This is a genomic window from Roseivivax halodurans JCM 10272 (assembly GCF_000521785.1).
GTDB classification, from domain to species: Bacteria; Pseudomonadota; Alphaproteobacteria; order Rhodobacterales; family Rhodobacteraceae; genus Roseivivax; species Roseivivax halodurans.
Genome location: NZ_JALZ01000007.1, coordinates 1 through 25,025, shown reverse-complemented (window position 1 = coordinate 25,025; position 25,025 = coordinate 1). Strand labels below are relative to the sequence as shown.

At 66.8% G+C, this 25,025-nt stretch carries 20 protein-coding genes; 13 read left to right on the top strand and 7 right to left on the bottom strand.

The features are described 5' to 3' along the window. Position 1: 1 nt before the first annotated feature. Positions 2-904 (bottom strand): LysR family transcriptional regulator, encoded by a 903-nt coding sequence (locus OCH239_RS08340; RefSeq protein ID WP_037261004.1) that lies wholly within the window; start codon positions 902-904, stop codon positions 2-4. Between the two features lie 108 nt (positions 905-1,012). On the opposite strand from OCH239_RS08340, the gene OCH239_RS08335 reads away from it, so the two are divergent. The 6 genes from OCH239_RS08335 (at position 1,013) to lpdA (ending at position 11,646) form a co-directional block, all read left to right on the top strand. Continuing rightward, positions 1,013-2,233 (top strand): urate hydroxylase PuuD, encoded by a 1,221-nt coding sequence (locus OCH239_RS08335; RefSeq protein ID WP_037261002.1) that lies wholly within the window; start codon positions 1,013-1,015, stop codon positions 2,231-2,233. A 78-nt stretch (positions 2,234-2,311) separates the two neighbouring features. Beyond that, entirely contained in the window at positions 2,312-4,174 is a 1,863-nt protein-coding gene (gene mutL, locus OCH239_RS08330; protein ID WP_037260999.1) for a DNA mismatch repair endonuclease MutL, read from the top strand. Further along, complete coding sequence (locus OCH239_RS08325) at positions 4,171-5,406, top strand: DNA recombination protein RmuC (protein ID WP_037260996.1); 1,236 nt, start codon at positions 4,171-4,173, stop codon at positions 5,404-5,406. Before mutL ends, OCH239_RS08325 begins: the two co-directional genes overlap by 4 nt. Positions 5,407-5,817: 411 nt before the next feature. Further along, entirely contained in the window at positions 5,818-8,472 is a 2,655-nt protein-coding gene (aceE, locus tag OCH239_RS08320; protein WP_037260993.1) for a pyruvate dehydrogenase (acetyl-transferring), homodimeric type, read from the top strand. A gap of 25 nt (positions 8,473-8,497) precedes the next feature. Next, positions 8,498-9,841 (top strand): dihydrolipoyllysine-residue acetyltransferase, encoded by a 1,344-nt coding sequence (gene aceF / locus OCH239_RS08315; RefSeq protein WP_037260990.1) that lies wholly within the window; start codon positions 8,498-8,500, stop codon positions 9,839-9,841. A gap of 11 nt (positions 9,842-9,852) precedes the next feature. After that, entirely contained in the window at positions 9,853-11,646 is a 1,794-nt protein-coding gene (gene lpdA, locus OCH239_RS08310) for a dihydrolipoyl dehydrogenase (RefSeq protein ID WP_037260987.1), read from the top strand. Between the two features lie 76 nt (positions 11,647-11,722). Here the strand turns inward: lpdA and OCH239_RS08305 are convergent, their stop codons facing one another. The 3 genes from OCH239_RS08305 to OCH239_RS08295 form a co-directional block, all read right to left on the bottom strand. Next, complete coding sequence (locus OCH239_RS08305) at positions 11,723-11,932, bottom strand: antitoxin Xre/MbcA/ParS toxin-binding domain-containing protein (protein ID WP_037260984.1); 210 nt, start codon at positions 11,930-11,932, stop codon at positions 11,723-11,725. 258 nt (positions 11,933-12,190) lie between these two features. Continuing rightward, on the bottom strand, positions 12,191-12,832 hold the full coding sequence (locus OCH239_RS08300) for a ChrR family anti-sigma-E factor (RefSeq protein ID WP_037260981.1): 642 nt from the start codon (positions 12,830-12,832) through the stop codon (positions 12,191-12,193). 14 nt (positions 12,833-12,846) lie between these two features. Then, positions 12,847-13,395, bottom strand: a complete 549-nt coding sequence (locus tag OCH239_RS08295) for a sigma-70 family RNA polymerase sigma factor (protein WP_037261397.1) — start codon at positions 13,393-13,395, stop codon at positions 12,847-12,849. A 234-nt stretch (positions 13,396-13,629) separates the two neighbouring features. Here OCH239_RS08295 and OCH239_RS08290 point away from each other — a divergent pair, with 234 nt between their 5' ends. From OCH239_RS08290 to OCH239_RS08275, 4 genes are read left to right on the top strand one after another with little or no spacing between them, the layout of a single operon-like run. Further along, entirely contained in the window at positions 13,630-14,925 is a 1,296-nt protein-coding gene (locus tag OCH239_RS08290; RefSeq protein ID WP_037260977.1) for an NAD(P)/FAD-dependent oxidoreductase, read from the top strand. Between the two features lie 4 nt (positions 14,926-14,929). Beyond that, positions 14,930-15,682: a DUF1365 domain-containing protein gene (locus tag OCH239_RS08285; RefSeq protein WP_037260975.1), complete on the top strand. Its 753-nt coding sequence runs from the start codon at positions 14,930-14,932 to the stop codon at positions 15,680-15,682. Further along, positions 15,679-16,932, top strand: a complete 1,254-nt coding sequence (locus OCH239_RS08280; protein WP_037260972.1) for an MFS transporter — start codon at positions 15,679-15,681, stop codon at positions 16,930-16,932. Before OCH239_RS08285 ends, OCH239_RS08280 begins: the two co-directional genes overlap by 4 nt. Before the next feature lie 55 nt (positions 16,933-16,987). After that, complete coding sequence (locus OCH239_RS08275; protein WP_037260969.1) at positions 16,988-17,719, top strand: SDR family NAD(P)-dependent oxidoreductase; 732 nt, start codon at positions 16,988-16,990, stop codon at positions 17,717-17,719. 6 nt (positions 17,720-17,725) lie between these two features. Here OCH239_RS08275 and OCH239_RS08270 read toward each other — a convergent pair whose 3' ends face one another. Beyond that, positions 17,726-18,979 (bottom strand): DNA polymerase IV, encoded by a 1,254-nt coding sequence (locus tag OCH239_RS08270; RefSeq protein WP_037260966.1) that lies wholly within the window; start codon positions 18,977-18,979, stop codon positions 17,726-17,728. Positions 18,980-19,024: 45 nt separating this feature from the next. Between OCH239_RS08270 and OCH239_RS08265 the strand changes: the two genes are divergently transcribed. Beyond that, positions 19,025-19,561 (top strand): NUDIX domain-containing protein, encoded by a 537-nt coding sequence (locus OCH239_RS08265; protein ID WP_244430328.1) that lies wholly within the window; start codon positions 19,025-19,027, stop codon positions 19,559-19,561. A gap of 7 nt (positions 19,562-19,568) precedes the next feature. Here the strand turns inward: OCH239_RS08265 and OCH239_RS08260 are convergent, their stop codons facing one another. Then, positions 19,569-19,880 carry a hypothetical protein gene (locus OCH239_RS08260; protein ID WP_051489374.1) on the bottom strand — a complete coding sequence of 104 codons (312 nt, stop codon included), beginning with the start codon at positions 19,878-19,880 and terminating at the stop codon, positions 19,569-19,571. Between the two features lie 109 nt (positions 19,881-19,989). Further along, a complete protein-coding gene (pyrF, locus tag OCH239_RS08255) occupies positions 19,990-20,679 on the bottom strand; it encodes an orotidine-5'-phosphate decarboxylase (protein WP_037260963.1) in 690 nt (229 codons plus the stop codon). A gap of 126 nt (positions 20,680-20,805) precedes the next feature. Here pyrF and OCH239_RS08250 point away from each other — a divergent pair, with 126 nt between their 5' ends. Further along, positions 20,806-22,173: a putative sodium/potassium/calcium exchanger gene (locus OCH239_RS08250; RefSeq protein ID WP_037260960.1), complete on the top strand. Its 1,368-nt coding sequence runs from the start codon at positions 20,806-20,808 to the stop codon at positions 22,171-22,173. A 170-nt stretch (positions 22,174-22,343) separates the two neighbouring features. Beyond that, positions 22,344-24,965 carry an ATP-dependent chaperone ClpB gene (gene clpB / locus OCH239_RS08245; RefSeq protein WP_037260957.1) on the top strand — a complete coding sequence of 874 codons (2,622 nt, stop codon included), beginning with the start codon at positions 22,344-22,346 and terminating at the stop codon, positions 24,963-24,965. Positions 24,966-25,025: the final 60 nt, after the last annotated feature.

The window sequence follows — 25,025 nt, the reverse complement described above, 5'->3', positions numbered from 1 at the left end:
TTCACGCAAGCGCCGCGCGGCAGGCGGCTTCCACACGCTCCGCGAAGACGCGCAGCTTCGGATCCTCGCTCGTCCGCGTTGGGCTGAGACAGGCGAGCGGGACCGGCAGCGGCGGCGTCGCCTCGCAGACGCGGACGAGGCGCCCCGAAGCAAGGTGTTCGGCGACCTCGAACTCGGGCTTCAGCGCGATCCCGAGGCCCGCCAGGGCCCAGTCGGTCAGCACGTCGCCATCGTCGCTTTCGAGAGGGCCGCTTACGGCGAAACTGCGGTGACCCTCGGGCGTCGCCAGCGTCCAGCGGAACTCCGTCGCTCCGGGAAAGCGCAGATTGAGGCAGTCATGCCCGTCCTCCACCAGCGCCGCGCCGTCCCTCGGATGCCCGCGGCGGGCAATGTACTCCGGTGCGGCGACGAGGCTGCGCGGGCAATCCGCGATCTTGCGGAACTTGAGCGTGCTGTCGACAAGCGGCCCCAAATGGAGCGCGAGATCCAGCCCCTCCGCGCTCATGTCGACGGCTCGGTCGGTGAGGCGCAGCCGCACCGCGATATCCGGGAAGGCCTCGCGGAAGGCGGGGATCATCGGCGCGATCACCCGCCGCCCGAGCCCGAGCGGCGCGGCGACGAAGACCGTGCCGCGCGGGGCGTCCGCCGCCGCCATGACCCGGCCCTCCGCCGTCTCGATCGACGACAGGATCTCGCGTGCGCCGTCGTAGAAGAGCTGCCCGGCCTCGGTCGGGGTCAATGCCCGCGTGGTGCGGTTGAAGAGCCGCGCGCCCAGGTGGCGCTCGAGTTCGGCGATACGCGAGGACGCCACCGCGGGCGAGCAGCGCTGATCGCGGGCGGCGGCGGACATGCTGCCCAATTCGTAGACACGCACGAACGTGCGGACGTTTGCGACATAGGCCATGGGCGACTTTTCGGTCGGGGTTGAAAGTGTCTCGGGATATCGAGGATTAACAGCCCCCCGGCCCGGCGTATAGCGTCACGCCGGCATGCAGCAGGGAAGGGACAGCACATGTACGATCTCGCGGCGATGGGCGCCTGGGCGGAATTCGCGGTGCGCTGGCTGCACGTCATCACGGCGATCGCGTGGATCGGCTCGTCCTTCTACTTTATCGCGCTGGACCTCGGCCTACGACGCGACCGCGACCTCGAGACCGGCGCCGACGGCGAGGAATGGCAGGTCCATGGCGGCGGCTTCTATCATATACAGAAATACCTCGTCGCACCGGCCGCGATGCCCGAGCACCTGACCTGGTTCAAATGGGAGAGCTACTGGACCTGGCTCTCGGGCGCCGCGCTCCTGATCATCGTCTACTGGTTCGGGGCGGAGTTCTACCTGATCGACCCCGCCACGCTCGACCTTGCAATCTGGCAGGCGATCGGCATCTCGGCGGCCTCGCTGGTTCTGGGCTGGCTGGTCTACGACCGGCTCTGCAAGTCGCCCATCGGTCAGCATCCGACGGCGCTGATGCTGCTGCTCTACGTGGTGCTGGTGGCGATGGCGTATTTCTACGACCAGGTGTTCTCGGGACGGGCGGCGCTTTTGCATCTCGGCGCGTTCACGGCGACGATCATGACCGGCAACGTCGCGCATGTGATCATCCCCAATCAGAAGATCGTGGTGGCGGACCTCAAGGCGGGGAAGAAGCCCGACCCGGAATATGGCCGCATCGCCAAGCAACGCTCGACCCACAACAACTACCTTACGCTGCCGGTTATCTTCCTGATGCTGTCGAACCACTACCCGCTGGCCTTCGCGAGCGAGTGGAACTGGGTGATCGCGAGCCTTGTCTTCCTGATGGGCGTGACGATCCGCCATTACTTCAACTCCATGCATGCGCGCAAAGCCAAGCCCACCTGGACCTGGGCCGCGACGGCGGTGATCTTCCTCGTGATCATGTGGCTCTCGACCGCGCCGATGTTCCGGCCGGATGCCGAGGAGCAGGCGGCGAAGGCGCAGCGCTTCGTCGAGGCCGAGGGCTACACGGAGGTCGCCGACATCGTGACCTCGCGCTGCTCGATGTGCCACGCGGCCGAGCCCGTCTGGCAGGGTGTGCTCTGGCCGCCGAAGGGCGTGAAGCTCGAGACCGAAGCCGACATCGCCGCCCATGCGCGCGGGATCTACCTTCAAGCCGGGCTCAGCCATGCCATGCCGCCGGGCAACGTTACCGACGTCTCGGACGCCGACCGCGCCGCCATCCGCGACTGGTTCGCCGCCGCGACCGGGAGCTGAGGTCACCGGCATTCGATATCCGCGCAAGGGCGCTTGTCCCATTGCCCGACTCGCTCTGATCCTGCTAGGTTTAGTGCGATGAACACGCACAGCCCCAATATCCGCGCAGAGCGCCGAGAGATTCGCCAGCTCGACGATGGCGCGATCAACCGGATCGCCGCCGGCGAGGTGGTGGAGCGTCCGGCCTCTGCGGTCAAGGAACTGGTAGAGAACGCCATCGACGCGGGCGCGCGGCGCATCACCGTCGACATCGCCGACGGGGGCAAGACGCTGATCCGCGTCACGGACGACGGTTGCGGCATGACGCCCGCCGACCTGCCGCTCGCGCTCGCCCGGCATGCGACGTCCAAGATCGACGGCACCGATCTGCTCAGCATCCATTCCTTCGGCTTCCGGGGCGAGGCGCTGCCGTCGCTCGCGGCGGTCGGGCGTCTGGTGATCCAGTCGCGCGCGGAAGGATCCGAAGCGGCGGAGCTCGCGGTCTCGGGCGGCGTGATGGCCGAGCCGAAGCCCTGCGCGCGGGCCTGCGGCACCACGGTCACGCTGCGCGATCTCTTCTACGCGACGCCGGCGCGGCTGAAGTTCCTGCGCTCGGACCGCGCCGAAACGCAGGCCGTGGGCGAGGTGATCCGACGCCTCGCGATGGCCGAGCCCTCCATCGGGTTCACGCTCCGCGACGTATCGGGCGGAGGCGAGGGACGCACGACCTTCCGCGCCGACCCGGTGACCGGGGATCTCTTCGACGCGCTCCGGGGGCGGCTGACCCAGGTCATGGGCCGCGAGTTCACCGAGAACGCGATTGCCGTCGACGCCGAGCGCGAGGGGTTCCGGCTGACCGGCCTTGCGGGCCTGCCGACCTATTCGCGGGGCTCGGCCGTGGCGCAGCACCTCTTCGTCAACGGCCGCCCGGTAAAGGACCGCATGCTCATCGGCGCGCTGCGCGGCGCCTACCAGGACTTTCTCAGCCGCGACCGGCACCCCGCGGTGGCGCTGTTCGTCGATTGCGCACCGAAGCTCGTGGATGTCAACGTGCATCCGGCGAAGTCCGAAGTGCGGTTCCGCGAGGCCGGGACGGTACGCGGCCTGATCCTGTCTGGCCTGCGGCACGCGCTGGCCGAGGCCGGGCACAGGGCCTCGACGACGGTGTCGAGCGCCGCGCTGGGCGCCATGCGTCCCGAGCCCTCGGGGCCGCCCCGGGTCTACCAGATGGACCGGCCCTCGATGGGCGCACGAACGGCCTCCTACGCGGCGCAGGCCCCGGCGCGCCCCGCGCCCGAGCCCGGCTTTGCCGAGATGCAGGGTGCGTGGAGCGGGCGCGTGGTCGAGGCCGAGCCGGAAGCGGAAAAGGAGCCCGCGGAAGCGCAGCCGCTCGGTGCCGCGCGGGGCCAGGTGCACGAGAACTACATCATCGCGCAGACCGAAGGCGGGCTCGTTATCGTCGATCAGCACGCCGCGCATGAGCGGCTGGTCTACGAGAAGCTAAAGACGCAGATGGCCGAACGGGGCGTTGCGGCGCAGGCCCTGCTGATTCCGGAGATCGTCGAGCTTTCCGAGCATGAGCGGGCGCTCCTGTTGGAGGCGGCCGACGAGCTGTCGCGGATGGGCCTGAGTGTCGAGCCGTTCGGCGGCAACGCGGTCGCGGTGCGCGAGACGCCGGCGATCCTCGGCGAGGTCAATGCCGAGGCGCTTGTGCGGGACGTGCTCGACGAGCTTGCCGATCAGGGCTCGAGCGGCCTCGTGCAGGAGAAGCTGGAGGCGATCCTCAGCCGCGTCGCCTGCCACGGCTCGATCCGCTCGGGCCGCCGGATGCGCGCCGAGGAAATGAACGCGCTCCTGCGCGAGATGGAGGCGGTGCCGCATTCCGGGCAGTGCAACCACGGTCGGCCGACCTACGTGGAACTGAAGCTCTCGGACATCGAGCGCCTCTTCGGGCGGACATGATCGAGACGGCTCTGGCGCGCCTCTCGGCCGGCGATCCGCTTGCGCTGGCGGTGGCAGGCGGGGCGTTGGTGCTCGCTCTGATCGTCGTGCTCCTTTGGGTTTCGGTCTCCCGCGCGGGACGGTCGGCGCGCACGACCGAGGATCTCGCGCGGCATCTCGGCCGGCTCGGGCGGGACGTGCAGGGGCTCGGTCAGGGACAGACGCAGCTGTCGGGCAGCCTGCAGACCGTGTCCGAGACAGCCGCACAGAGCCAGATGCACGTGCTCCAGGCGGTCGAGACGCGGCTTGCCGAGGTGCAGCGCCAGATGGGCGACCGACTCGCGGACAGCCAGCTGAAACAGGCGCGCAGCATCTCGGACATGCAGGAGCGGCTGAACGAGGTGCTGAACGGGCAGGCGCAGAAGACCGCGACCTCGCTGACCCAGCTGCAGGAGCGGCTCGCGGCGATCGACAAGGCGCAGGACAACATCACCAAGCTCTCGGGGGACGTCCTGAGCCTGCAGGACATCCTCTCGAACAAGCAGACCCGCGGCGCCTTCGGTGAGATCCAGCTCACCGACATCGTCGGCAAGGCACTGCCCTCGGACAGCTACACGCTGCAGGCGACGCTCTCGAACGGGCGGCGGGCGGATTGTCTCGTGCATCTGCCGCAGCCCCCGGGGCCGATTGCGATCGACAGCAAGTTCCCGCTGGAGCCCTACGAGGCGCTGCGCCGGGCCGACAGCAAGGAGCGGCTGAACCGCGACGCGCAGAGCTTCCGGCTCGCCGTGCGCAAGCACATCCGCGACATCGCCGAGCGGTACATCCTGGAAGGCGAGACAGCGGACGGTGCGATCCTCTTCCTGCCCTCCGAGGCGGTCTATGCCGAGCTTCACGCCAACTTCCCCGAGATCGTGCGAGAGGGCTTCGCCGCGCGGGTTTGGATCGTCTCGCCCACGACCTGCATGGCGACCCTCAACACGATGCGGGCGATCCTGAAGGACGCGCGGATGCGCGAACAGGCCGGCGCGATCCGCCGCGAGCTGGGCCTGCTCTACTCCGACGTCGACCGGCTCGGCAGCCGGGTCGAAAACCTCGACCGGCATTTCGGTCAGGCTCAGAAGGACATCGCCGAGATCAAGATCAGCGCCGAGAAGGCCGGCCGGCGCGCACGACGGCTCGACAATTTCGACTTCGAGGAGCTCTCGGGAGAGCCTGCCGCGGAGCCTCCGGCACTGACCGGAACCGACTAGCGGGGCACGCAATGGCGTCTGTGTAACACCTGCGACGTTTTCTCTTTCAATCTCCCGCCTATGTCGTTCACCCTGAGAGGGTCGCTGTGCGCCATGGTGCACCGAAAGCGGCGGACGCTCCGTCAGTTGCCGAAGATGCACGCGGAGCCGGATGAGGGAGGACGCACGCGTGGTGCCAGCGCCGCAGAACGCGATATCGTTCAGCGTTAAACAATACGGCATGCCCGACGCGCATGGCGGTTATTCAAGCCTTCGTCTATATCGACAGCAATTAGGGTGCTACCCGTCGCCGGAACCGGTGGTGGAGGACTTTGTGGTCGGTATGGACGGGTACGGTCCGGTTGCACGACACGAGTTGTTCAGCGTTAAACTAATTTCGGCGCGCCGCGCCGCGATCGAGGGAAGAGGCTCATGAAAGACACGCCGCAGGACATCGATCCCGTAGAATCGCAGGAATGGCAGGAGGCCGTCGAGGACGTGATCCTGCGCGACGGCCCGGACCGCGCCCATTACCTGCTCGACAAGGCCGTGCAGCAGGCCCGCGCGGCGGGTGCGATGCTGCCGTTTTCGGCCACGACGCCTTACCAGAACACGATCTCGCCGGATGACGAGATCGACGTGCCCGGCGATCTCGAGATGGAGTGGCGCATCCGCACCATCAATCGCTGGAACGCGATGGCGACCGTCGTGCGCGCCAACAAGGAAAGCGAAGGGATCGGCGGGCATATCGCCTCCTTCGCCTCGTCCGCGGCGCTCTACGACGTCGGCCTCAACCATTTCTGGCGCGCCAAGTCGACGATGCATGGCGGCGATCTGGTGTTCTTCCAGGGCCATGTGATCCCGGGGATCTACGCGCGTTCCTTTATGGAGGGCCGGATCGACGAGGAGACGCTGACGAGCTTCCGCCAGGAGGTAAACGGCAAGGGCCTGTCGTCCTATCCGCACCCGTGGCTGATGCCCGATTACTGGCAGTTCCCGACCGTCTCGATGGGCCTCGGCCCGATGATGGCGGTCTACCAGGCGCGCTTCATGAAATACATGGAGAACCGCGGCCTGATCGAGAAGTCCGACCGCAAGGTCTGGGCCTTCCTCGGCGACGGCGAGATGGACGAGCCCGAGAGCCTCGGCGCGATCTCGATCGCCGCGCGCGAGGGGCTCGACAACCTCATCTTCGTGATCAACTGCAACCTCCAGCGCCTCGACGGCCCGGTACGCGGCAACTCCAAGATCGTGCAGGAGCTCGAGGGCTCGTTCCGCGGCGCGGGGTGGGACGTCATCAAGCTGCTCTGGGGCCGCGGCTGGGACGATCTGCTCGAGCGCGACACATCCGGCAAGCTGCGCCAGCTGATGGACGAGACCATCGACGGCGACTACCAGACCTTCAAGTCGAAGGACGGCGCCTATATCCGCGAGCATTTCTTCGGGAAGTATCCCGAGACCGCGGAGCTGGTGAAGGACTGGACCGACGACGAGATCTGGGCGCTCCGCCGCGGCGGTCACGACGTCAAGAAGGTCTACAACGCCTACCACCGCGCGACCCACGCGGACGGCCAGCCGACCTGCATCCTCGTGAAGACGGTGAAGGGCTACGGAATGGGCTCGGCCGGCGAAGGTCAGAACATCGCCCACCAGTCTAAGAAGATGCAGGTCGACCAGCTGAAGGCGATGCGGGACAGGTTCCGGATCCCCATCGACGACGCCGATCTCGAGAAGGTGCCCTTCGTCACCCTCAACAACGCGCAGAAGTCCTACCTGACCGAGCGCCGCAACGAGCTGGGCGGAGAGTTCCCGAAGCGCACCTACGACGTGCCGAAGCTCGAGATCCCGGGCCTCGACAAGTTCAAGAAGGAGCTCCAGTCCTCCGGCGACCGCGAGTTCTCTTCGACCATGGCCTTCGTGCGGATCCTCACGACGCTCCTGCGCGACAAGCAGATCGGCAAGCACGTCGTTCCGATCGTGCCGGACGAGAGCCGCACCTTCGGCATGGAGGGGCTCTTCCGGTCCGTCGGTATCTACAACCCGCTGGGGCAGAACTACACGCCCCAGGACGCCGACCAGATGATGTTCTACAAGGAAAGCAAGGACGGCCAGGTCCTGCAGGAGGGCATCAACGAGGCCGGCTCCATGGCCGACTGGATCGCGGCGGCGACGGCGTATTCGACGCACGGCGTGCCGATGATCCCGTTCTACATCTTCTACTCGATGTTCGGCTTCCAGCGGGTGGGCGACTTTGCCTGGGCCGCCGGCGACAGCCGCGCGCGGGGCTTCCTTCTGGGCGGCACCGCGGGCCGGACGACCCTCAACGGTGAGGGCCTGCAGCACGAGGACGGGCACAGCCACGTCATCTCGTCCACGATCCCCAACTGCATCAGCTACGATCCGACCTTCTCCTACGAGGTCGCGGTCATCGTGCAGCACGGCATGAAGCGGATGTATCAGGATCAGGAGGATGTCTTCTACTACATCACCCTGATGAACGAGAACTACCAGCACCCCGAGATGCCGACGGGTGCCGAGGAAGGGATCATCAAGGGCCTCTACCGGATGTCCAAGACCTCGCGTCCCGGCAAGAAGCACGTCAACCTGATGGGCTCGGGCGTCATCCTCTGTCAGGCGATCCGCGCCGCCGAGATGCTGAAGGAGGATTTCGGCGTCACATCGGACATCTGGTCGGCGACCTCGTTCACCGAACTGGCGCGCGACGGACAGGATGCTCTGCGGCACAACCGGCTGAACCCGCTGGGCGAGGAGCGCGTGCCTTACGTCAGTCAGCTCATGCAGAACGTGAAAGGCCCGGTCATCGCTGCGACGGACTACGTGAAGACCTTCGCCGAGCAGATCCGCGCCTTCGTGCCGAACCGCTACACCGTTCTTGGCACCGATGGGTACGGACGGTCGGACAGCCGCGAGAACCTGCGGCGGTTCTTCGAGGTCGACGCCAACCACATCGCGGCGGCCGCGATGGTCGACCTTCACCGCGAGGGCGCCGTGTCCGACAAGGACCTGACCGAAGCGCTCAAGAAATACGACATCGACGGCGGCAAGCCGAACCCGCGCCTTTCCTGAGCGCCGGACGAGGGAGCGAGAGAGAATGACGACCGAAGTAAAAGTGCCCGATATCGGCGATTTCACCGATGTGCCTGTGATCTCCGTGCTGGTGAGCGTGGGTGACACGATTGCCGAAGAAGACCCGCTGATCGAGCTCGAGAGCGACAAGGCGACGATGGAGGTGCCGTCCTCCCATGCCGGCACCGTCAAGGAGATCAAGGTCGGCGAGGGCGACAGCGTGTCCGAAGGCACGGTCATCCTGATCATCGAAGAGGACGGCGCGGGGGCCGACGAGGGCAAAGATCAGCCCAAAGAGGAAAAGGTCGAGGAAGAGCCGAAAGCCGAGAAATCGGATGAGGCCGGCTCCTCGGGTGGCGGCGCATCGCAGCAGCCGGCGGCGGCCTCGGGCGGCGAGGAGCGCTCCTCGCAGCCCCGTCCCGGCGGTGCCGCGGGCGCCGTGACCGATCAGGGCTTCTCCAAGGTACATGCCTCTCCCTCCGTGCGCGCCTTTGCGCGCCGGGTCGGCATCGACCTCGGCACGGTGAACGGGTCGGGCCGCAAGGGCCGCATCCTGCGCGAGGACGTCGAGAAGGCGCTGAAAGGTCAGGCGGCTCCGGCGCCGGCTGGCGGTCAGGCGGGGCAGGGCGGCATGGGTATCCCGCCGATCCCGCCTCAGGACTTCTCCAAGTTCGGCGAGGTCGAGGATGTTGAGATGTCCCGGATCAAGAAGATCTCGGGCCCCGCGCTGCACCGCTCGTGGCTGAACATCCCGCATGTCACCCACAACGAAGAGGCGGACATCACCGACCTCGACAAGTACCGCAAGGAACTCGACACGCAGGCCAAGGAGGAGGGCTATCGCGTCACGCTCCTGTCCTTCATCGTCAAGGCCAGCGTCGCGACGCTCAAGAAGCACTGGGAGGTCAATTCCTCGATCCATCCCGACGGCGACAAGCTGATCCGCAAGCACTACTACAACATCGGCTTCGCGGCGGACACGCCGAACGGGCTGATGGTGCCGGTGATCAAGAACGCCGACCGCAAGGGGATCGTGGAGATCTCGCAGGAGCTCGGCGACCTCTCCAAGGCCGCGCGCGACGGCAAGCTCAAGGGCGACGACATGAAGGGCGCGTCCTTCACGATCTCCTCTCTCGGAGGGATCGGGGGTACCTCGTTCACGCCGATCGTCAACGCGCCCGAAGTGGCGATCCTCGGCCTCACGCGCTCCAAGATGGCGCCGGTCTGGGACGGTGAGCAGTTCGTGCCGCGCAACATGCTGCCGATGTCGCTCAGCTACGACCACCGCGCCATCGACGGCGCGCTCGCCGCGCGGTTCTGCGCGCATCTGAAATACCTGCTGGCCGATCCGCGCCGGCTGATGCTCTGAGGGGGCCCGAGATGGATATCAAGGTACCCGACATAGGCGATTTCTCGGGTGTTCCGGTGATCACCGTCCTGGTGAGCGTCGGCGACACGGTCGAGAAGGAAGATCCCCTGATCGAGCTCGAGTCCGACAAGGCGACGATGGAGGTTCCGTCGAGCCATGCGGGCAAGGTCACCGAGATCAAGGTCAAGGAAGGCGACAAGGTCTCCGAGGGGGACGTGATCATCACCCTCGAGGCCGCGGACGACGCGGGCGCCGAAGACGAGAAGGCCGATGAGCCGAAAGGTCAGGGCGGCGAGCAGGGCGGTGGCTACGGCGACCGCGGCTCCGATCAGAAGCAGGACGCCCCCAAGAGCGTGCAGCCCGCGGGTGGCGATCAGGGTAAGGGGGACGTGCACGGCGAGGTCGTCGTGCTCGGTTCCGGCCCCGGCGGCTATTCGGCGGCGTTCCGGGCGGCCGACCTCGGCAAGAAGGTGGTGCTGATCGAACGCTACCCCTCGCTCGGGGGCGTCTGCCTCAATGTCGGCTGCATTCCGTCGAAGGCGCTGCTGCACGTATCCAAGGTCATCACCGAGGCCGAGGAGATGGGCAGCCACGGGGTGAGCTTCGGAAAGCCGAAGATCGACCTCAAGGAGCTGCGCGAGTTCAAGGACGGCGTCGTCGGCAAGCTCACGGGCGGACTCGACGGGCTCGCCAAGCAGCGGAAAGTAGAGGTCGTGCGCGGCCTCGGCAAGTTCACCGGGCCGAACATGATCGCGGTCGAGGGAGATGAAGGCACGACCAAGGTCAGCTTCGACCAGTGCATCATCGCCGCCGGGTCGGAACCTGTCGAGCTGCCGTTCATCCCGCATGACGACCCGCGGGTGGTGGATTCCACCGGCGCGCTCGAACTCGAGGACATCCCCAAACGGATGCTCGTGCTCGGCGGCGGGATTATCGGGCTCGAGATGGCCTGCGTCTACGACGCGCTCGGATCGAAGATCACGGTCGTGGAACTGATGGATCAGATCATCCCAGGCGCCGACAAGGACCTCGTGAAGCCGCTGATGCAGCGCATCAAGGGCCGTTACGAGAACATCTTCCTCAAGACCAAGGTCACGGGGATGGAGGCGCAGAAGAAGGGCCTCAAGGTCACCTTCGAGGACGAGAAGGGCGAGAGCTTCACCGACACGTTCGACAAGGTGCTGGTCGCTGTCGGCCGCAAGCCCAACGGCAAGCTGATCGACGCCGAGAACGCAGGCGTAGCCGTGGACGAGCGCGGCTTCATCGCGGTCGACGAATTCCAGCGCACGGGACAGAGCCACATCTTTGCCATCGGCGACGTGGTCGGCCAGCCGATGCTGGCGCACAAGGCGGTGCACGAGGGCAAGGTCGCGGCCGAGGTCGCGGCGGGCGAGAACCGCGCCTTCGATGCGCGCGTGATCCCGTCCGTCGCCTATACCGACCCCGAAGTGGCGTGGTGCGGCCTGACCGAGACCCAGGCCAAGGAAAAGGGCATCAAGGTCGAGAAGGGCGTCTTCCCCTGGGCCGCATCGGGCCGGTCGCTGTCCAACGGGCGCTCCGAGGGTATGACCAAGCTGCTCTTCGACCCGGAGGATCAGCGCGTGATCGGCGCGGCGATCGTCGGCACCGCGGCGGGCGATCTCATCTCGGAGGCCGCGCTCGCGATCGAGATGGGGGCCGATGCGATCGACCTCGGCCACACGATCCACCCGCACCCGACGCTGTCGGAGACGGTGAACTTCGCTGCCGAGATGTTCGAGGGCACGATCACCGACCTGATGCCGCCGAAGAAGAAAAAGGGCTGACCTCAGCCCCCCCCTGAAACGACTAAGGCGGCGCGATTGCGCCGCCTTTTTTTCTCCAAAGACCTGGACGTTCGGATCAGGCGGCGACGCTCTCCCGTCCCATGCTCGTGACGAGCACAGTCATGCGCATAAGGCCGAGATGGTCTGCGTCGAGGATCTCGGCAGGCTTCTGCCAGCCGAGGATCGGATTTGGGGTGTGAAGGAATTCGCGCGCGCGCTCCCGACCCACCTTCGCTTCGAGAAGTTCGATCAGCTTCCGACGGCTTTCCGTGCTGCTCTCGTGCAAAACGGCCTCCCTCTAAATGATTCGACCCCTCTGTCCCAACTGAAAGTTGTAATGGCGAGGAGGCTGTGAGTCACGCTGCAGAGCAGCGTGTAAGCTTGGATTAACGCGGCTAATTTTCTGCATTATCCGGGTGTTAACGTTTGCTTCGGGCCGCATCTAATTGAAAAATAGACGCCTTCGCCCGCGCAAGAGCGCACGTATGAGGCGATTAATTCAGCGTCATTTACATATGTCGTGCGCTAAATGAGGCCCGGCCGCTCAGATTTTGAGGAAAGGCTGCGCGAGCCGCGGAAGAATTCCCCTGAACCGCAGCGGGGCATCGGTCACCGCGAGGCAGATGCAATCCTCCGAGATGTCGGCGACCGGCATGTGGTGATCCGCGTCGGTCGCGATCTCGACGTCACCCCGCGCGAAGGTCCCGCCCTCGTCGGCAAAGGCGCCCTGCAGAACGATGGTGATCTCGGTTCCGCGATGGGTGTGGTCGGGCATGGCGGTTCCTGCCGGAATGAAGAGAAGCCGTGCCGTTGCACCCTCGCCGGTCTCGAGAATTGCCTGCTTCACGCCCATGCCGACGGGGCGCCAGGCGACCTTGTCGAGCGAGCCGCCCACATAGGCCGCAAGCGGAGCGGGAAGCACGCCGCTGGCATCTATCGGACGCGGCGCGGCTTCGGGCGCCTCGCCGCGGATCCGGGCCAGCGTCGCCTCGAGGCAGTCGTCCGAGACCTCGGCGCCCGGGCCATCCGCGATGAGCGCGCCGCCGACCGCGTCGTAGCTCTCGGCCGCGGCGCGGCAGGTGTCGCAGAGCGACAGATGCGTCGCCACGGCAAGGTCGAACGCTTCGGGCAGGGTGCCTGCGGAATAGGCCATCAGAAGGTCGTCGGTGAGGTGATGCTCGATCATGACTGGAGTTCCGTTCACGTCATGGCATGGCGCAGGCGGTCCAGCGCCAGCCGGATGCGGGACTTGATGGTGCCGAGCGGAAGCCCGGTTTCCGCGGCGATCTCCCGATGGCTGAGATCACCGAAATACGCCTTCTCGATCAGCAGCCTCTGTTTTTCGGGTAACGTCTTCAGCGCATCGACCAGTTTCGCGCTGTCCTGTTGAAGACCGAGGATATCGGTCGCGTCGGGTTCGTGATCGGGGCCCCAGGGCAGATCCTCGGGTTCCGGGCGCCTTGTCCTGCGGATCGTGTCGATCCGCCGGTTGCGCGCGATGGTGAAGATCCACGTCGCGACGCTGGCGCGCGCGGGATCGAAGAGATGCGATTTGCGCCAGACCGTCGTCATCACGTCCTGCACGATTTCCTCTGCGAGCGCCGCATCGGATCCGGACTTCATCAGGAAGGCCTTCACCCGCGGCGCGAAATGTTCGAACACGGCGACGAAGGCCGCCTCGCTCCGGTTCTCCCGGATATCGTGCAATCTGCCCGTCCACGGGTCGGGAAGGCCTTTCGCGGCTGTCATCCCGGCATCGTGCACGGATCTGGCCGCCGGCTCGTGCCGCGGCGGGTGCGGCAATTCGACCGGGATCGGAGCCCCGGGTTCAAAATCCTCGACGCGTTGGGCATTGCGCAACATGTCCGGCATACGAAGGGGCCTCTACGCTGGATCACTTTTGGGTCTATGGATCTCAAAGTCATCCGCCTGTCCGCGGGTTCCGTAACAGTCCCGAGACCCGCATTCCGGAGTACCGAGTACATGCCATTCGAACGCCTGTCCGCAGCCCCGCGCAAGATCGCAGTGATCGGAGGCGGCATCTCGGGGCTGGGCGCGTCCTACTACCTGTCCGACGAGCACCACGTGACACTGTTCGAGGCCGAGCCGCGGCTCGGGGGGCACGCGCGGACGAAGCTGGCGGGCAAGCGCGGCGATCAGCCGGTCGACACCGGCTTCATCGTGTTCAACTACGCCAATTACCCGCTTCTCGCCGATCTCTTCGACCGCCTGGACGTGCCCGTCGCGAAATCGAGCATGAGTTTCGGGGCGAGCCTGCGCGGCGGAGCGCTGGAATACGGGCTGGCCGGCCCGCGGGCGGTCTTTGCGCAGCCGAAGAATGCGGTCAATCCGCGCTTCCTGCGCATGCTGCGGGACATCTTCCGCTTCAATGCGCGCGCGCTCGATGCGGCGACGGACACGACGCAGAGCCTCGGCGATTTCCTCGAGAAGCTCGGAACCGGGCCCTGGTTCCGCGACTACTACCTGCTGCCGCTCTCGGGGGCGATCTGGTCCACACCGACGGAGAAGATCCTCGACTTCCCGGCCCACGCGCTGATCCGCTTCTTCGAGAACCACGCTCTTCTGCACCATACCGGCCAGCACCAATGGTACACGGTGGAGGGCGGAAGCCGGGAATACGTTGCGCGGCTTGAGACGGCTCTGGTGCACCAGGGCGTCGAGATCCGCAGCGGCGCCCCGGTAGCGGGCGTGCGCCGCGGGCTGCGCGGCGCGGAAGTGCGCGCCCGGGGCGGGGCGTGGGAGCTCTTCGACGACGTGATCTTCGCCACCCATTCCGACGACAGCCTGAAGATGCTCGAGGATCCGAGCGGGGCGGAGCGGCGAATCCTCGGCGCCGTGGCCTACCAGCCGAACCGGATGGTGCTGCATTCCGACGACCGGATCATGCCCAAGCGGCGCAGCGTCTGGTCCTCCTGGAACTACACCGAGGACAAGGTGCGCGCGCTCAACACGATAGACCTGACCTACTGGATGAATTCGCTGCAGCCGATCCCGATGGACGATCCGCTCTTCGTGACCCTCAATTCCACCCGGGAGATCCGCGAAGAGCTGATCTTCGACGAGGCCGAGCTGCGGCATCCGGTCTACGATCTGGGAGCTCTGGAGGCGCAGGAGGCGATGCGCGCCCATAACGGTACCCGCAATACGTGGTATTGCGGCGCATGGATGAAGAACGGCTTTCACGAGGACGGCCTCGCCAGCGCATGGGACGTGGCAGGCGCCATCCGGGCGCGGGCGGGCCTCGTCGCGGCGGAGTGACGGAATGGCGCGGGTCGATCATATCGCGGGGCATACCTGGCACGGTCGCAAGGGATCGGTGAAGAACGCCTTCCGCTACTCGATCGATTACGTGCTGGTGGATGCCGGGTCCCCGGCTTCGGGGCCCGCTCTCTTCTCGCGGAACCGCGGCAATGTCGCGAGCCTTCATGATCGGGACCATGGCGGGCCTCCGAAGGACGGGCGCGGCGCGGGATGGGCGCGCGAGGTGCTGACACGGCATCAGGTCCGCGCGGACGGCAAACTCGAGCTCTTGGCGCAGCCGCGCCTTCTCGGCCACGTCTTCAATCCGGTGAGCTTCTGGCTCGCCCACGACGCGGCCGGCGCGCTCGTCGCTGTCATCGCCGAAGTCTCGAACACGTTCGGGGACCGGCATTCCTATCTCTGCTCCCATCCCGGCGGAGAGCCCATCGCACCCGGCGACATCCTCGAGGCGCAGAAGATCTTTCATGTCTCGCCCTTCCAGCCGGTCTCGGGAGGTTACCGCTTCCGCTTCGACATCTCGTCGGACCGGGTGGGAATCTGGATCGACTACACCCATGACGGCGGCGGCCTCGTCGCGACGCTCACCGGGCGGCGGACGGCGTTGACCAACCGGGGCATCCTCGGCGCGCTCCTCCGCCGCCCGTTCGGATCGCGCCGGGTGCTGGCGCTGATTCACTGGCAGGCGCTGAAACTCTGGTGGAAGGGGGCACGCTTCCGGTCCCGGCCCGAACCGCCCGCCCACGACGTGTCGTGAGCGACGGGCCGCGCTTTCCCGCGCATGCCGCCTTCGGAGGCGTGCTCTCGGCGGCAGGCCTGCCGATCTACATCCATGCGCCCAAGGTCTATGCCGACGAATACGGCGTGAGCCTCGCCGCGATGGGGACGGTTCTCTTCGTGCTGCGGCTCTTCGACGTCATCCAGGACCCCCTGCTCGGCCGGCTTGCGGAAGCGGTCCGGCGGCGACAGGGGCTTGCCGTCGCCATCGGCACCCTCGTGCTGGCGGCCGGGATGATCGGGCTCTTCGCAATTGCCCCGCCGATCCCGGCGATCTGGTGGTTCGCGCTGACGCTCACGCTGGTCTTCTCGGGCTTCTCCTTTCTCACGATCACCTTCTACGCGCGGGGTGTGGTGCTCGCAGGCGGCCTCGGAGAGGGCGGTCACGTCCGCCTCGCCCGCTGGCGCGAGACCGGCGCGCTGACCGGCGTCTGCCTCGCCGCGATCCTGCCGAGCGTGCTGCAGGAGGCCGGGCTGCCGGCATTCCCGATCTTCGCGCTGGTCTTCGCCGCGGCCTCCCTGGCGGCGGCGTGGATGATGCGGGGAGACTGGGGCAGGTCGCTCGAGGTCGCGCCCGCCGGCTTTCGGGCGGTTCTGCGCGATGCCACGGCCCGCCGCCTTCTGCTGATCGCCTTCGCGAACGCGGCGCCGGTTGCCGTCACCTCGTCGCTCTTTCTCTTCTTCGTCGAAAGCCGGTTGCAGGCGCCGGGCTGGGAGGGGCCGCTCCTCGTCCTCTTCTTCCTGTCGGCCGCATTGGCCGCGCCGATCTGGGGCCGGATCGCGCTTGCGCGGGGAGAGCGGGGCACCCTCATGGCGGCGATGGTCCTCGCGATCCTCTCCTTCGGGGGCGCGCTGACGCTTGGCGCGGGGGATGTCGCGCTCTTCGCGCTCATCTGCATCGCCTCTGGCGCCGCGACGGGCGCCGACCTCACCCTTTTGCCGGCGATCTTCGCCGGACGGATGGCCAAGATCGCGCCCTCCGCCACCGGCGGCTTCGCCCTCTGGTCCTTCGTGCAGAAGCTGACGCTGGCCTTCGCGGCGATCGCGCTCCTGCCGCTGCTGGACGCGCTCGGCTTCGAGTCCGGAGCCGAGAACCCGGAGCGGGCGCTGATCGGCCTCACGCTTCTCTATGCGGCCCTTCCATGCGGGCTGAAGCTCGTCGCGCTTGCGGTTCTGGCCGTCACACCGACCCGTGACGCACCGCGCGGCGCTGCGGCGGAACCATCGTGAGGCACGACCTGTTTCGCGAGTTCGAGATACCGGCGCGGCGCCGGAAGGAGGATACGTGACGGATCTGAGCGGCAAGACATACTGGCTGATCGGCGCGAGCGACGGGCTCGGCGCGGCGCTCGCGCGAAAGATGAGCGCGGAGGGCGTGTCGCTGATCCTCTCGGCGCGCAGCGAGGACAAGCTGCGGGACCTGGCGGGCGATCTGCCGGGCGAGGCGCGGGCCCTGCCGCTGGACGTCACCGATGCCGAAGCCGTCGCCCGGGCAGTGGAAGATGCGGGCGAGATCGACGGTGTCGTGTTCCTCGCCGGCGTCTACTGGCCGTTCGGGGCGGATGAATGGGACGCCGAGAAGGCGAACACGATGGCCGACGTGAACTTCACCGGCGCGATGCGCTGCATGGGCGAGATCGTGCCGCGCTTCGTCGCGCGGGACCGGGGGCACATCGTGCTGACGGGCTCGCTCACGGGCTATCGCGGGCTTCCGGGCTCCGTCGCCTACACCGCCTCCAAGGCTGGCGTGATGGCGATGGCCGAATGCATGAGATGCGATCTGCGCAAGACCGGCGTAAAGGTGCAGCTTGTCGCGCCCGGCTTCATCCGCACCCGGCTCACGGACAAGAACGATTTCAAGATGCCGCAGATCATGGAGCCGGAGAAGGCCGCCGGGATCGTCTTCGATCACATGACATCGAACAAGTTCCAGCGCGCCTTTCCGCGGCCGTTCTCCTGGGCGCTGCGCGGCGGGCAATTTCTGCCGGAATCGCTTTACTACCGGATCATGGGCTGAGGGCGGCTATCGCAGCGCCCGTCCCTTGAGGATTGCGCCTTCCCCGAAGCGGGCGCGGATGCGATCCGTCGCACGCTCGGCCTCGGAGCGTTTCGCGGCGCCGGGGTCCAGAAGATCCGGCGTGCGGTCCGCCACCTCGGCCGAGCAGAGATCCGAGATCCCGACGCCGAGCAACCGGTAGGCATGGCCCGGCTCGACCTGATCCATGAGCCCTCTTGCCGTCCGGTAGATCCGGTCGGCGTACTGGGTCGGCTCCCGCAGCGACTGCCGGCGGGTGATCAGCGTGAAATCACCGCGTTTGAGCTTCAGCACCACGACACGGCCCGCAATCCCCTTGGCCTTGGCACGGTCGGCGACTTTTTCGGCCATGCGCCAGAGATGGCCGTCGAGGAGATCGGGATCGGCTGTGTCCTCGTTGAAGGTCGTCTCGTTCGAAACCGACTTGATCGGCGAATGCGCGGACACCCGGCGATGGTCCTCGCCGCGCGCAAGATGCCAGAGGCGCGTCCCCATCGAGCCGAACCGCGCCGTGAGGTCCCGCTCGTCCCATCGCATGAGGTCTCCGAAGGTGCGGATGCCGGCGCGCTCGAGACTGTCCTGACCCGCCTCGCCGACGCCCCAGATCATCCGCACGGGTTTCTCGCGCAGGAAGTCCACCGTCTCGGCGGCTCCGATCACCGAAAAGCCGTGCGGCTTGTCGAGGTCCGACGCGATCTTGGCGAGGAACTTGTTGTGCGAGAGCCCGATCGAGCCGGTGATGCCCAGCTCGTCGCGCATGCGTCGCACGAGCCCGGCGAGCAGCACCGCCGGAGGCGCACCGTGAAGCCGCGCCGTGCCCCTGAGGTCGAGGAAGGCCTCGTCGAGGGACAGCGGCTCCACCGCCGGGGTGAGATCCTCCATCATCGCGCGCACGGCGCGGCTGACCTCCGCATAGACCTGCATGCGCGGTTTCACGATCACCGCGTCGGGGCAGAGCTCCAGCGCCTTGAACATCGGCATCGCAGAGCGCACACCCCGGATGCGGGCGACGTAGCAGGCGGTCGAGACGACGCCGCGCCGTCCTCCGCCGATGATCACGGGCTTGCCCTCGAGGTCGGGATTGTCGCGCTTTTCGACCGAGGCATAGAAGGCGTCGCAATCCATGTGCGCGATCGACAGGGACCAGAGCTCGCCGTGCGAGACGACGCGCGGAGAGCGGCAGGCCGGGCAGCGCGTGCCGGCGTCAAAACGGTTGAGGCAGTCGCGACAGAGGGCAGGCATTGGGATGAACTACGCGCAGATGCATGCACATCATAGGGTGTCCGGATGCCAGACGCCATGAGTGCGGCGCCAGACGACGCCTTCGCGGGAACGAAGGTGCTCCTGTTCCTCGGAAGCCGAATTCTGGTGATCCGGCGCGATCCATATCCGGGTATCGTGTGGCCGGGCCGCCTCGATCTTCCGGGCGGAGGACGGGAAGGGAGCGAAAGCCCGGAGGTCTGCGCGGTGCGCGAGACGAAAGAAGAGGTCGGGCTGGACCTCGATCCTTCGGCCTTCCTCTGGAAAGCAGACCGCCAGAACCAAATTGGGCGTCACTGGATGTTCGCCGCGAAGCTCTCTGCGAAACATGCCAAGGACGTGCGGCTGGGCACGGAGGGCACCGGGTGGACGCTCATGGCGCCAGACGTCCTGCTGAATCGCACGGACGCCATTCCGCCGCATCAGCAGATGCTGCGCCGCTTCCTTGCCGACACTGGTGAGGGAAGTCCCGGTATGGGCACCGGGACCGGCGGGAATAGACCGGTCCCGGCTGGGTCAGAGGTCTTCGGGACAGATAAAGACCCCAGGGGAACAGGGGGCTAACGCGGCGTTAGGCAGCCCGGTTCCCGAAAAGGTTTCCGAAAAGCTCACGAATTGGGAAGAACCCTCCGCGTTCCGTCGGCACATTGTCCGACAGGCGGGCTTTCGTCACGGATCTGAGCGCATTCGGACGCTCGAGAGAACTCATCGCCTCCGCGCGCAATTCTTCGATCGCGGCGTCGTATTCCATGTCGAGCGGAGCAGGATACTCGGCGGCGACCCGCGTCCGGCCGTCTTGCGTCTCAAAAGTCACAAGTCCCTCGAAAGAGGACGTTGCCGGGTTGTAGCGGATGTCGTCCACGGTGGATACTGACTCGTACATGTCGGACCTCGCTGGCTGAACCATCGTTGGCACCCTAACGCCGTTCTGCGCTTGCCGTTCCGGAATGTACGCAATTCTCCGGTAACACTCCCGTAATATGCCCCGATGCTCAGGCGATTTCGGCCAGGATCGACCGTGCGGCCCCTGCCGGATCGCGCGCCCCCGTGACCATCTGACCGATGACGATATGATCCGCGCCGCGGGTCAGGGTGTCCCGCGGAGGCGCAGAGGCGAAATCCTCCCCGCGCGAACTGCCACCGACGCGAATGTTCGGTGCAACGATCAGCCGCTCCGCCGCTTCGGACAGGGCGCGGACACGCGCCACGTACCCGGCGGCACAGATCACGCCGTCGGCGCCGGCGTCGAACGCGCGGGCCGCGCGCTCGGCCGCAAGCTCGCCCGGATCGCCGTCCCGCATGAGATTGGCATCGAGGTCTGCCCGGCCCAGAGAGCTCAGCATCGTCACCGCATAGATCTGCATGGCGGTCCCGGATGCCCCTTCCTTGGCCGCGCGAACCACATGCGGATCGCCGTGCACCGTCAGGGCGTCGATGCCGTTCCGGGCGAGCCCGCGCACCGCCGTCTCGATCGTTCCGGCGCTCTCGTAGAGCTTGAGGTCGAGCAGGATGCGTTTTCCGTGCTGGTCCTTGAGTTCGTTGGCAAGCGCGAGGCCGCCGCCGGTGAGCATGGCGAGCCCGATCTTGTAGAAGTTGACGTGTTCGCCGATCTTCTGCGCGATGGTCAGTCCCGTCAGCGCGTCGGCGACGTCGAGGGCCACGATAAGTCGATTGTCTGACATTCCATCTCCCGTCCTGCCGGCTTCCCGCGCCGACCTGTCGTATGCAATTAGGCCTATATGTCTTAGCCGGAACGGATTTCGCCCCTAGTTCGTTCCTTACCAGTTTATTCATTGCCGGAGATCGACATGGCCGACGAGACCAAGACCACGGGAACCACCGAGGGTGGGACGCCCGCTGACAAGCCCAAGGGCCATGCGACAAAGAAACCGACCAGCGTCGCCCCCATCACGTTGGGTGCGGCGGTGGTGGTCGCGCTCGGCATCGCGATCACTCTGAGCTTCACCCAGGGCAGCGGCGAGCCCGAGACCCAGATGGCCTCGGCAACCGGGTCGAACGAGATGGCCGAAGGCGAGGGTTCGGGCACCGAGATCGCTCAGGCGAACGAAGGCGCGACGGAAGCCGAGGCATCGCAGGGCGAAGTCGGCGAGTCCGTCGATCCGGCCAGCAGTGCCCCGGGCGGCGACGAGGCCTCCGAAGACAGCTCGTCGGACGATACCGCCTCCGAAAGCGGCTCGGACGAAGGTGGCGATGCGAATGCAGCGGGCCTGAGCGAGGATGCCGCCAGCACCGAAGAGGGTGGCGATGCATCGGCCTCCGAGGGCGCCGCGAGCGACGCATCGAGCGGCGAGAGTGATACGGCCGCATCGTCCGGCTCCGAAGGATCTGAGGCCGGCGGGACAGAGACCGCTCAGGCCGCCGAAGAGGGTGGTTCTTCGAGCGAACCGGCAGAGTCCGAAAGCGCGTCGGAAGGTGACGGCAGCGAAGCCGGTTCGCCGAGCGAAGGCCAGGCCGCCGCATCCAGCGAAGCCAGCTCGGAATCGGACAGCGCTTCGGATGGCAGCGACGAGGCATCGTCCTCCGAAGGTGAGCAGCCGGAGAGCTCTGACGCAGCGTCGTCGACCGGCAGCGGTTCGAGCGGTGGCGCCGCAGCGGGTGCCGCAGCCGGCGCCGCGGCAGGCCAGCAGGCCGCGTCCTCCGAAAGCGGTTCGGACACGACGCAGCAGAACGCCGAGAGCACCTCGCAATCCTCGAACGGCGGTTCCGATGCCTCCGGCGACCAGGCCGAAGGCAGTTCCGGCGAAGAGGGCCAGTCCTCCGCCACTTCCGGTTCGGCGCAATCCGGTGAGGACAACGCCGACGCTGAGTCCGGCTCGCAATCCTCGGAGGGTGACGCGCAGGCGGCCGGCGGTTCTTCGGCTGGCGAGAGCGGCGATCAGGCCTCGGACAGCGGCGCGCAGAGCTCCGAGGATCAATCGGGCTCCGATCAGCAGGCGCAATCCGGCCAGTCCGGTGACAGCCCGTCCGAACCGGCGATGTCGCCGGAGGACATGCAGGCGCTGTCCGAAGCCGCAACGCAGGCGATGGAAGCGGCCCAGCAGGCCCGCGAGGCCGCGGCAGGCGCAGCCGAGCGCGCCGATCAGGCCGCGCAGGCTGCGGCAGACGCCTTCGAGCAACTGCGCGAAGCCAGCGAAGCGCTTGCCAATCAGGAGTGAATGACCTGAAATTTCTCTTAAAAGGGCGCCCCGCTGCGGGCGCCCTTTTTGCATCTGTTGCAATCTTGCATCGCAGCATTCGCTCCCCATCTTGATAACGAGGCTCCGAGGGGATGTGCCTATGTCAGGGCATCCACGATACGGGGCGCTTGCAAGAAGAGGAGAACCCCATGAACTTGGAGAAGTTCACGGAACGGGCGCGCGGTTTCATCCAGGCCGCTCAGACGATCGCGATGCGGGAGAGCCATCAGAAACTCACCCCCGAACATATCCTGAAAGCGCTGCTGGACGACGAGGAGGGGCTTGCCTCGAACCTCATCACCCGCGCGGGCGGAGAGCCGTCCCGCGTCGTGCAGGCGCTCGACATCCGGCTGGCCAAGATTCCGAAGGTCTCGGGAGACGCGGGGCAGGTCTATCTCGACAGCGCCACGGGTCGCGTTCTCGACGAGGCCGAGAAGATCGCCAAGAAGGCCGGTGACAGCTTCGTTCCCGTCGAACGGATGCTGACGGCGCTGGCGGTGGTCAAGAGCCCGGCCAAGGAGGCGCTCGAAGCCGGCGCGGTGAGCGCGCAGAAGCTCAACGGCGCCATCAACGAGATCCGCAAGGGCCGCACCGCCGATACGGCAAATGCCGAAGAGGGCTACGACGCGCTCAAGAAATACGCGCTCGACCTCACCGAGCGCGCCGAAGAGGGCAAGATCGACCCGATCATCGGCCGCGACGACGAGATCCGCCGCGCCATGCAGGTCCTGTCCCGCCGCACCAAGAACAACCCCGTCCTCATCGGCGAGCCGGGCGTCGGCAAGACCGCCATCGCCGAAGGCCTCGCGCTGCGCATCGTCAACGGCGACGTGCCCGAGAGCTTGCGCAACAAGCGCCTGCTCGCGCTCGACATGGGCGCCCTGATCGCGGGCGCGAAGTATCGCGGCGAGTTCGAGGAGCGGCTCAAGGCCATCCTGAAGGAGATCGAGGCCGCCGCGGGCGAGATCATCCTCTTCATCGACGAGATGCACACGCTGGTCGGGGCCGGCAAGGCCGACGGCGCGATGGACGCCTCGAACCTCCTGAAACCGGCGCTGGCGCGCGGGGAGCTGCACTGCGTCGGTGCGACGACACTCGACGAGTACCGCAAGCATGTCGAGAAGGACGCGGCGCTCGCCCGGCGCTTCCAGCCGGTGATGGTGCAGGAGCCGACGGTGGAGGACACCGTGTCGATCCTGCGCGGCATCAAGGAGAAGTACGAGCTGCACCACGGCGTGCGGATCTCGGATTCTGCCCTCGTCGCGGCGGCGCAGCTCTCGCACCGCTACATCACCGACCGCTTCCTGCCCGACAAGGCCATCGACCTGATGGACGAGGCCGCCTCGCGCCTGCGCATGGAAGTGGACAGCAAGCCCGAGGAGCTCGACGCGCTCGACCGTCAGATCCTGCAGATGCAGATCGAGCAGGAGGCGCTGCGCAAGGAGGACGATGCGGCCTCGCGCGACCGGCTCGAAAAGCTCGAGAAGGAGCTCGGCGACCTGCAGGAGCGCGCCTCGGAGATGACCGCGAAGTGGCAGGCGGAACGTGACCGGCTGGGCGAGGCCCGCGCGCTGAAGGAACAGCTCGACCGGGCGCGCGCCGATCTCGAAATCGCCAAGCGCAACGGCGACCTCGCCAAGGCGGGCGAGCTTTCCTACGGGATCATCCCGCAGCTCGAGAAGCAGCTCGGCGAGGCCGAGGAGGCCGAGGCGCAGGAAGGCGTCATGGTCGAGGAGGCCGTGCGCCCCGAGCAGATCGCGCAGGTCGTCGAGCGCTGGACTGGCATCCCGACGTCGAAGATGCTCGAAGGCGAGCGCGAGAAGCTCCTGCGCATGGAAGACGGGCTGCACAAGCGCGTCATCGGCCAGAACCAGGCGGTCACCGCGGTCGCAAATGCGGTCCGGCGGGCGCGCGCGGGCCTGAACGACGAGAACCGGCCGCTCGGCTCGTTCCTCTTCCTCGGGCCCACCGGCGTCGGCAAGACCGAGCTCACCAAGGCCGTCGCCGAGTTCCTCTTCGACGACGACCAGGCGATGGTGCGCGTCGACATGTCGGAGTTCATGGAGAAGCACTCCGTCGCACGCCTGATCGGCGCCCCTCCGGGCTATGTCGGCTACGACGAGGGCGGCGTTCTGACCGAAGCGGTGCGGCGCCGGCCCTACCAGGTCGTGCTCTTCGACGAGGTCGAGAAGGCCCATCCGGACGTCTTCAACGTGCTCCTTCAAGTGCTTGACGACGGCGTTCTGACGGACGGGCAGGGGCGCACGGTCGATTTCAAGCAGACGCTGATCGTGCTGACCTCGAACCTTGGGTCCCAGGCGCTGTCGCAACTGCCCGAAGGCTCGGACAGCGCGGCGGCCAAGCGCGACGTGATGGAGGCGGTCCGGGCGCATTTCCGGCCCGAGTTCCTGAACCGTCTCGACGAGACGATCATCTTCGACCGGCTCAAGCGCGAGGACATGGCGGGCATCGTGGAGATCCAGGTGGGGCGGCTGCTCAAGCGGCTTGCGGCACGGAAGATCAATCTCGAACTCGACGACAGCGCGAGAGCGTGGCTCGCCGACGAGGGCTACGATCCGGTCTTCGGGGCGCGTCCACTCAAGCGTGTGATCCAGCGCGCCTTGCAGGACCCGCTGGCCGAGATGCTTCTCTCCGGCGATGTCGCCGACGGAGCGACGATCCCCGTCCATGCGGGTCCGGACGGGCTCGTGATCGGCGACCGGATCGCGACGAGCAGCCATCCCCGTCCCGAGGACGCCGTGGTGCACTGATCCGCGGAGCGTCGAAAACGAAAAGGCCCGCCGGTTCGGCCAGCCCCTAACGTAAATGTT

Bases quoted from the DNA above. Each gene is read 5' to 3' on its own strand.
- OCH239_RS08340 (WP_037261004.1), bottom strand. From the start codon at position 904: ATGGCCTATGTCGCAAACGTCCGCACGTTCGTGCGTGTCTACGAATTG.
- OCH239_RS08335 (WP_037261002.1), top strand. From the start codon at position 1,013: ATGTACGATCTCGCGGCGATGGGCGCCTGGGCGGAATTCGCGGTGCGC.
- mutL (WP_037260999.1), top strand. From the start codon at position 2,312: ATGAACACGCACAGCCCCAATATCCGCGCAGAGCGCCGAGAGATTCGC.
- OCH239_RS08325 (WP_037260996.1), top strand. From the start codon at position 4,171: ATGATCGAGACGGCTCTGGCGCGCCTCTCGGCCGGCGATCCGCTTGCG.
- aceE (WP_037260993.1), top strand. From the start codon at position 5,818: ATGAAAGACACGCCGCAGGACATCGATCCCGTAGAATCGCAGGAATGG.
- aceF (WP_037260990.1), top strand. From the start codon at position 8,498: ATGACGACCGAAGTAAAAGTGCCCGATATCGGCGATTTCACCGATGTG.
- lpdA (WP_037260987.1), top strand. From the start codon at position 9,853: ATGGATATCAAGGTACCCGACATAGGCGATTTCTCGGGTGTTCCGGTG.
- OCH239_RS08300 (WP_037260981.1), bottom strand. From the start codon at position 12,832: ATGATCGAGCATCACCTCACCGACGACCTTCTGATGGCCTATTCCGCA.
- OCH239_RS08295 (WP_037261397.1), bottom strand. From the start codon at position 13,395: ATGACAGCCGCGAAAGGCCTTCCCGACCCGTGGACGGGCAGATTGCAC.
- OCH239_RS08290 (WP_037260977.1), top strand. From the start codon at position 13,630: ATGCCATTCGAACGCCTGTCCGCAGCCCCGCGCAAGATCGCAGTGATC.
- OCH239_RS08285 (WP_037260975.1), top strand. From the start codon at position 14,930: ATGGCGCGGGTCGATCATATCGCGGGGCATACCTGGCACGGTCGCAAG.
- OCH239_RS08270 (WP_037260966.1), bottom strand. From the start codon at position 18,979: ATGCCTGCCCTCTGTCGCGACTGCCTCAACCGTTTTGACGCCGGCACG.
- OCH239_RS08265 (WP_244430328.1), top strand. From the start codon at position 19,025: ATGCCAGACGCCATGAGTGCGGCGCCAGACGACGCCTTCGCGGGAACG.
- OCH239_RS08260 (WP_051489374.1), bottom strand. From the start codon at position 19,880: ATGTACGAGTCAGTATCCACCGTGGACGACATCCGCTACAACCCGGCA.
- pyrF (WP_037260963.1), bottom strand. From the start codon at position 20,679: ATGTCAGACAATCGACTTATCGTGGCCCTCGACGTCGCCGACGCGCTG.
- OCH239_RS08250 (WP_037260960.1), top strand. From the start codon at position 20,806: ATGGCCGACGAGACCAAGACCACGGGAACCACCGAGGGTGGGACGCCC.
- clpB (WP_037260957.1), top strand. From the start codon at position 22,344: ATGAACTTGGAGAAGTTCACGGAACGGGCGCGCGGTTTCATCCAGGCC.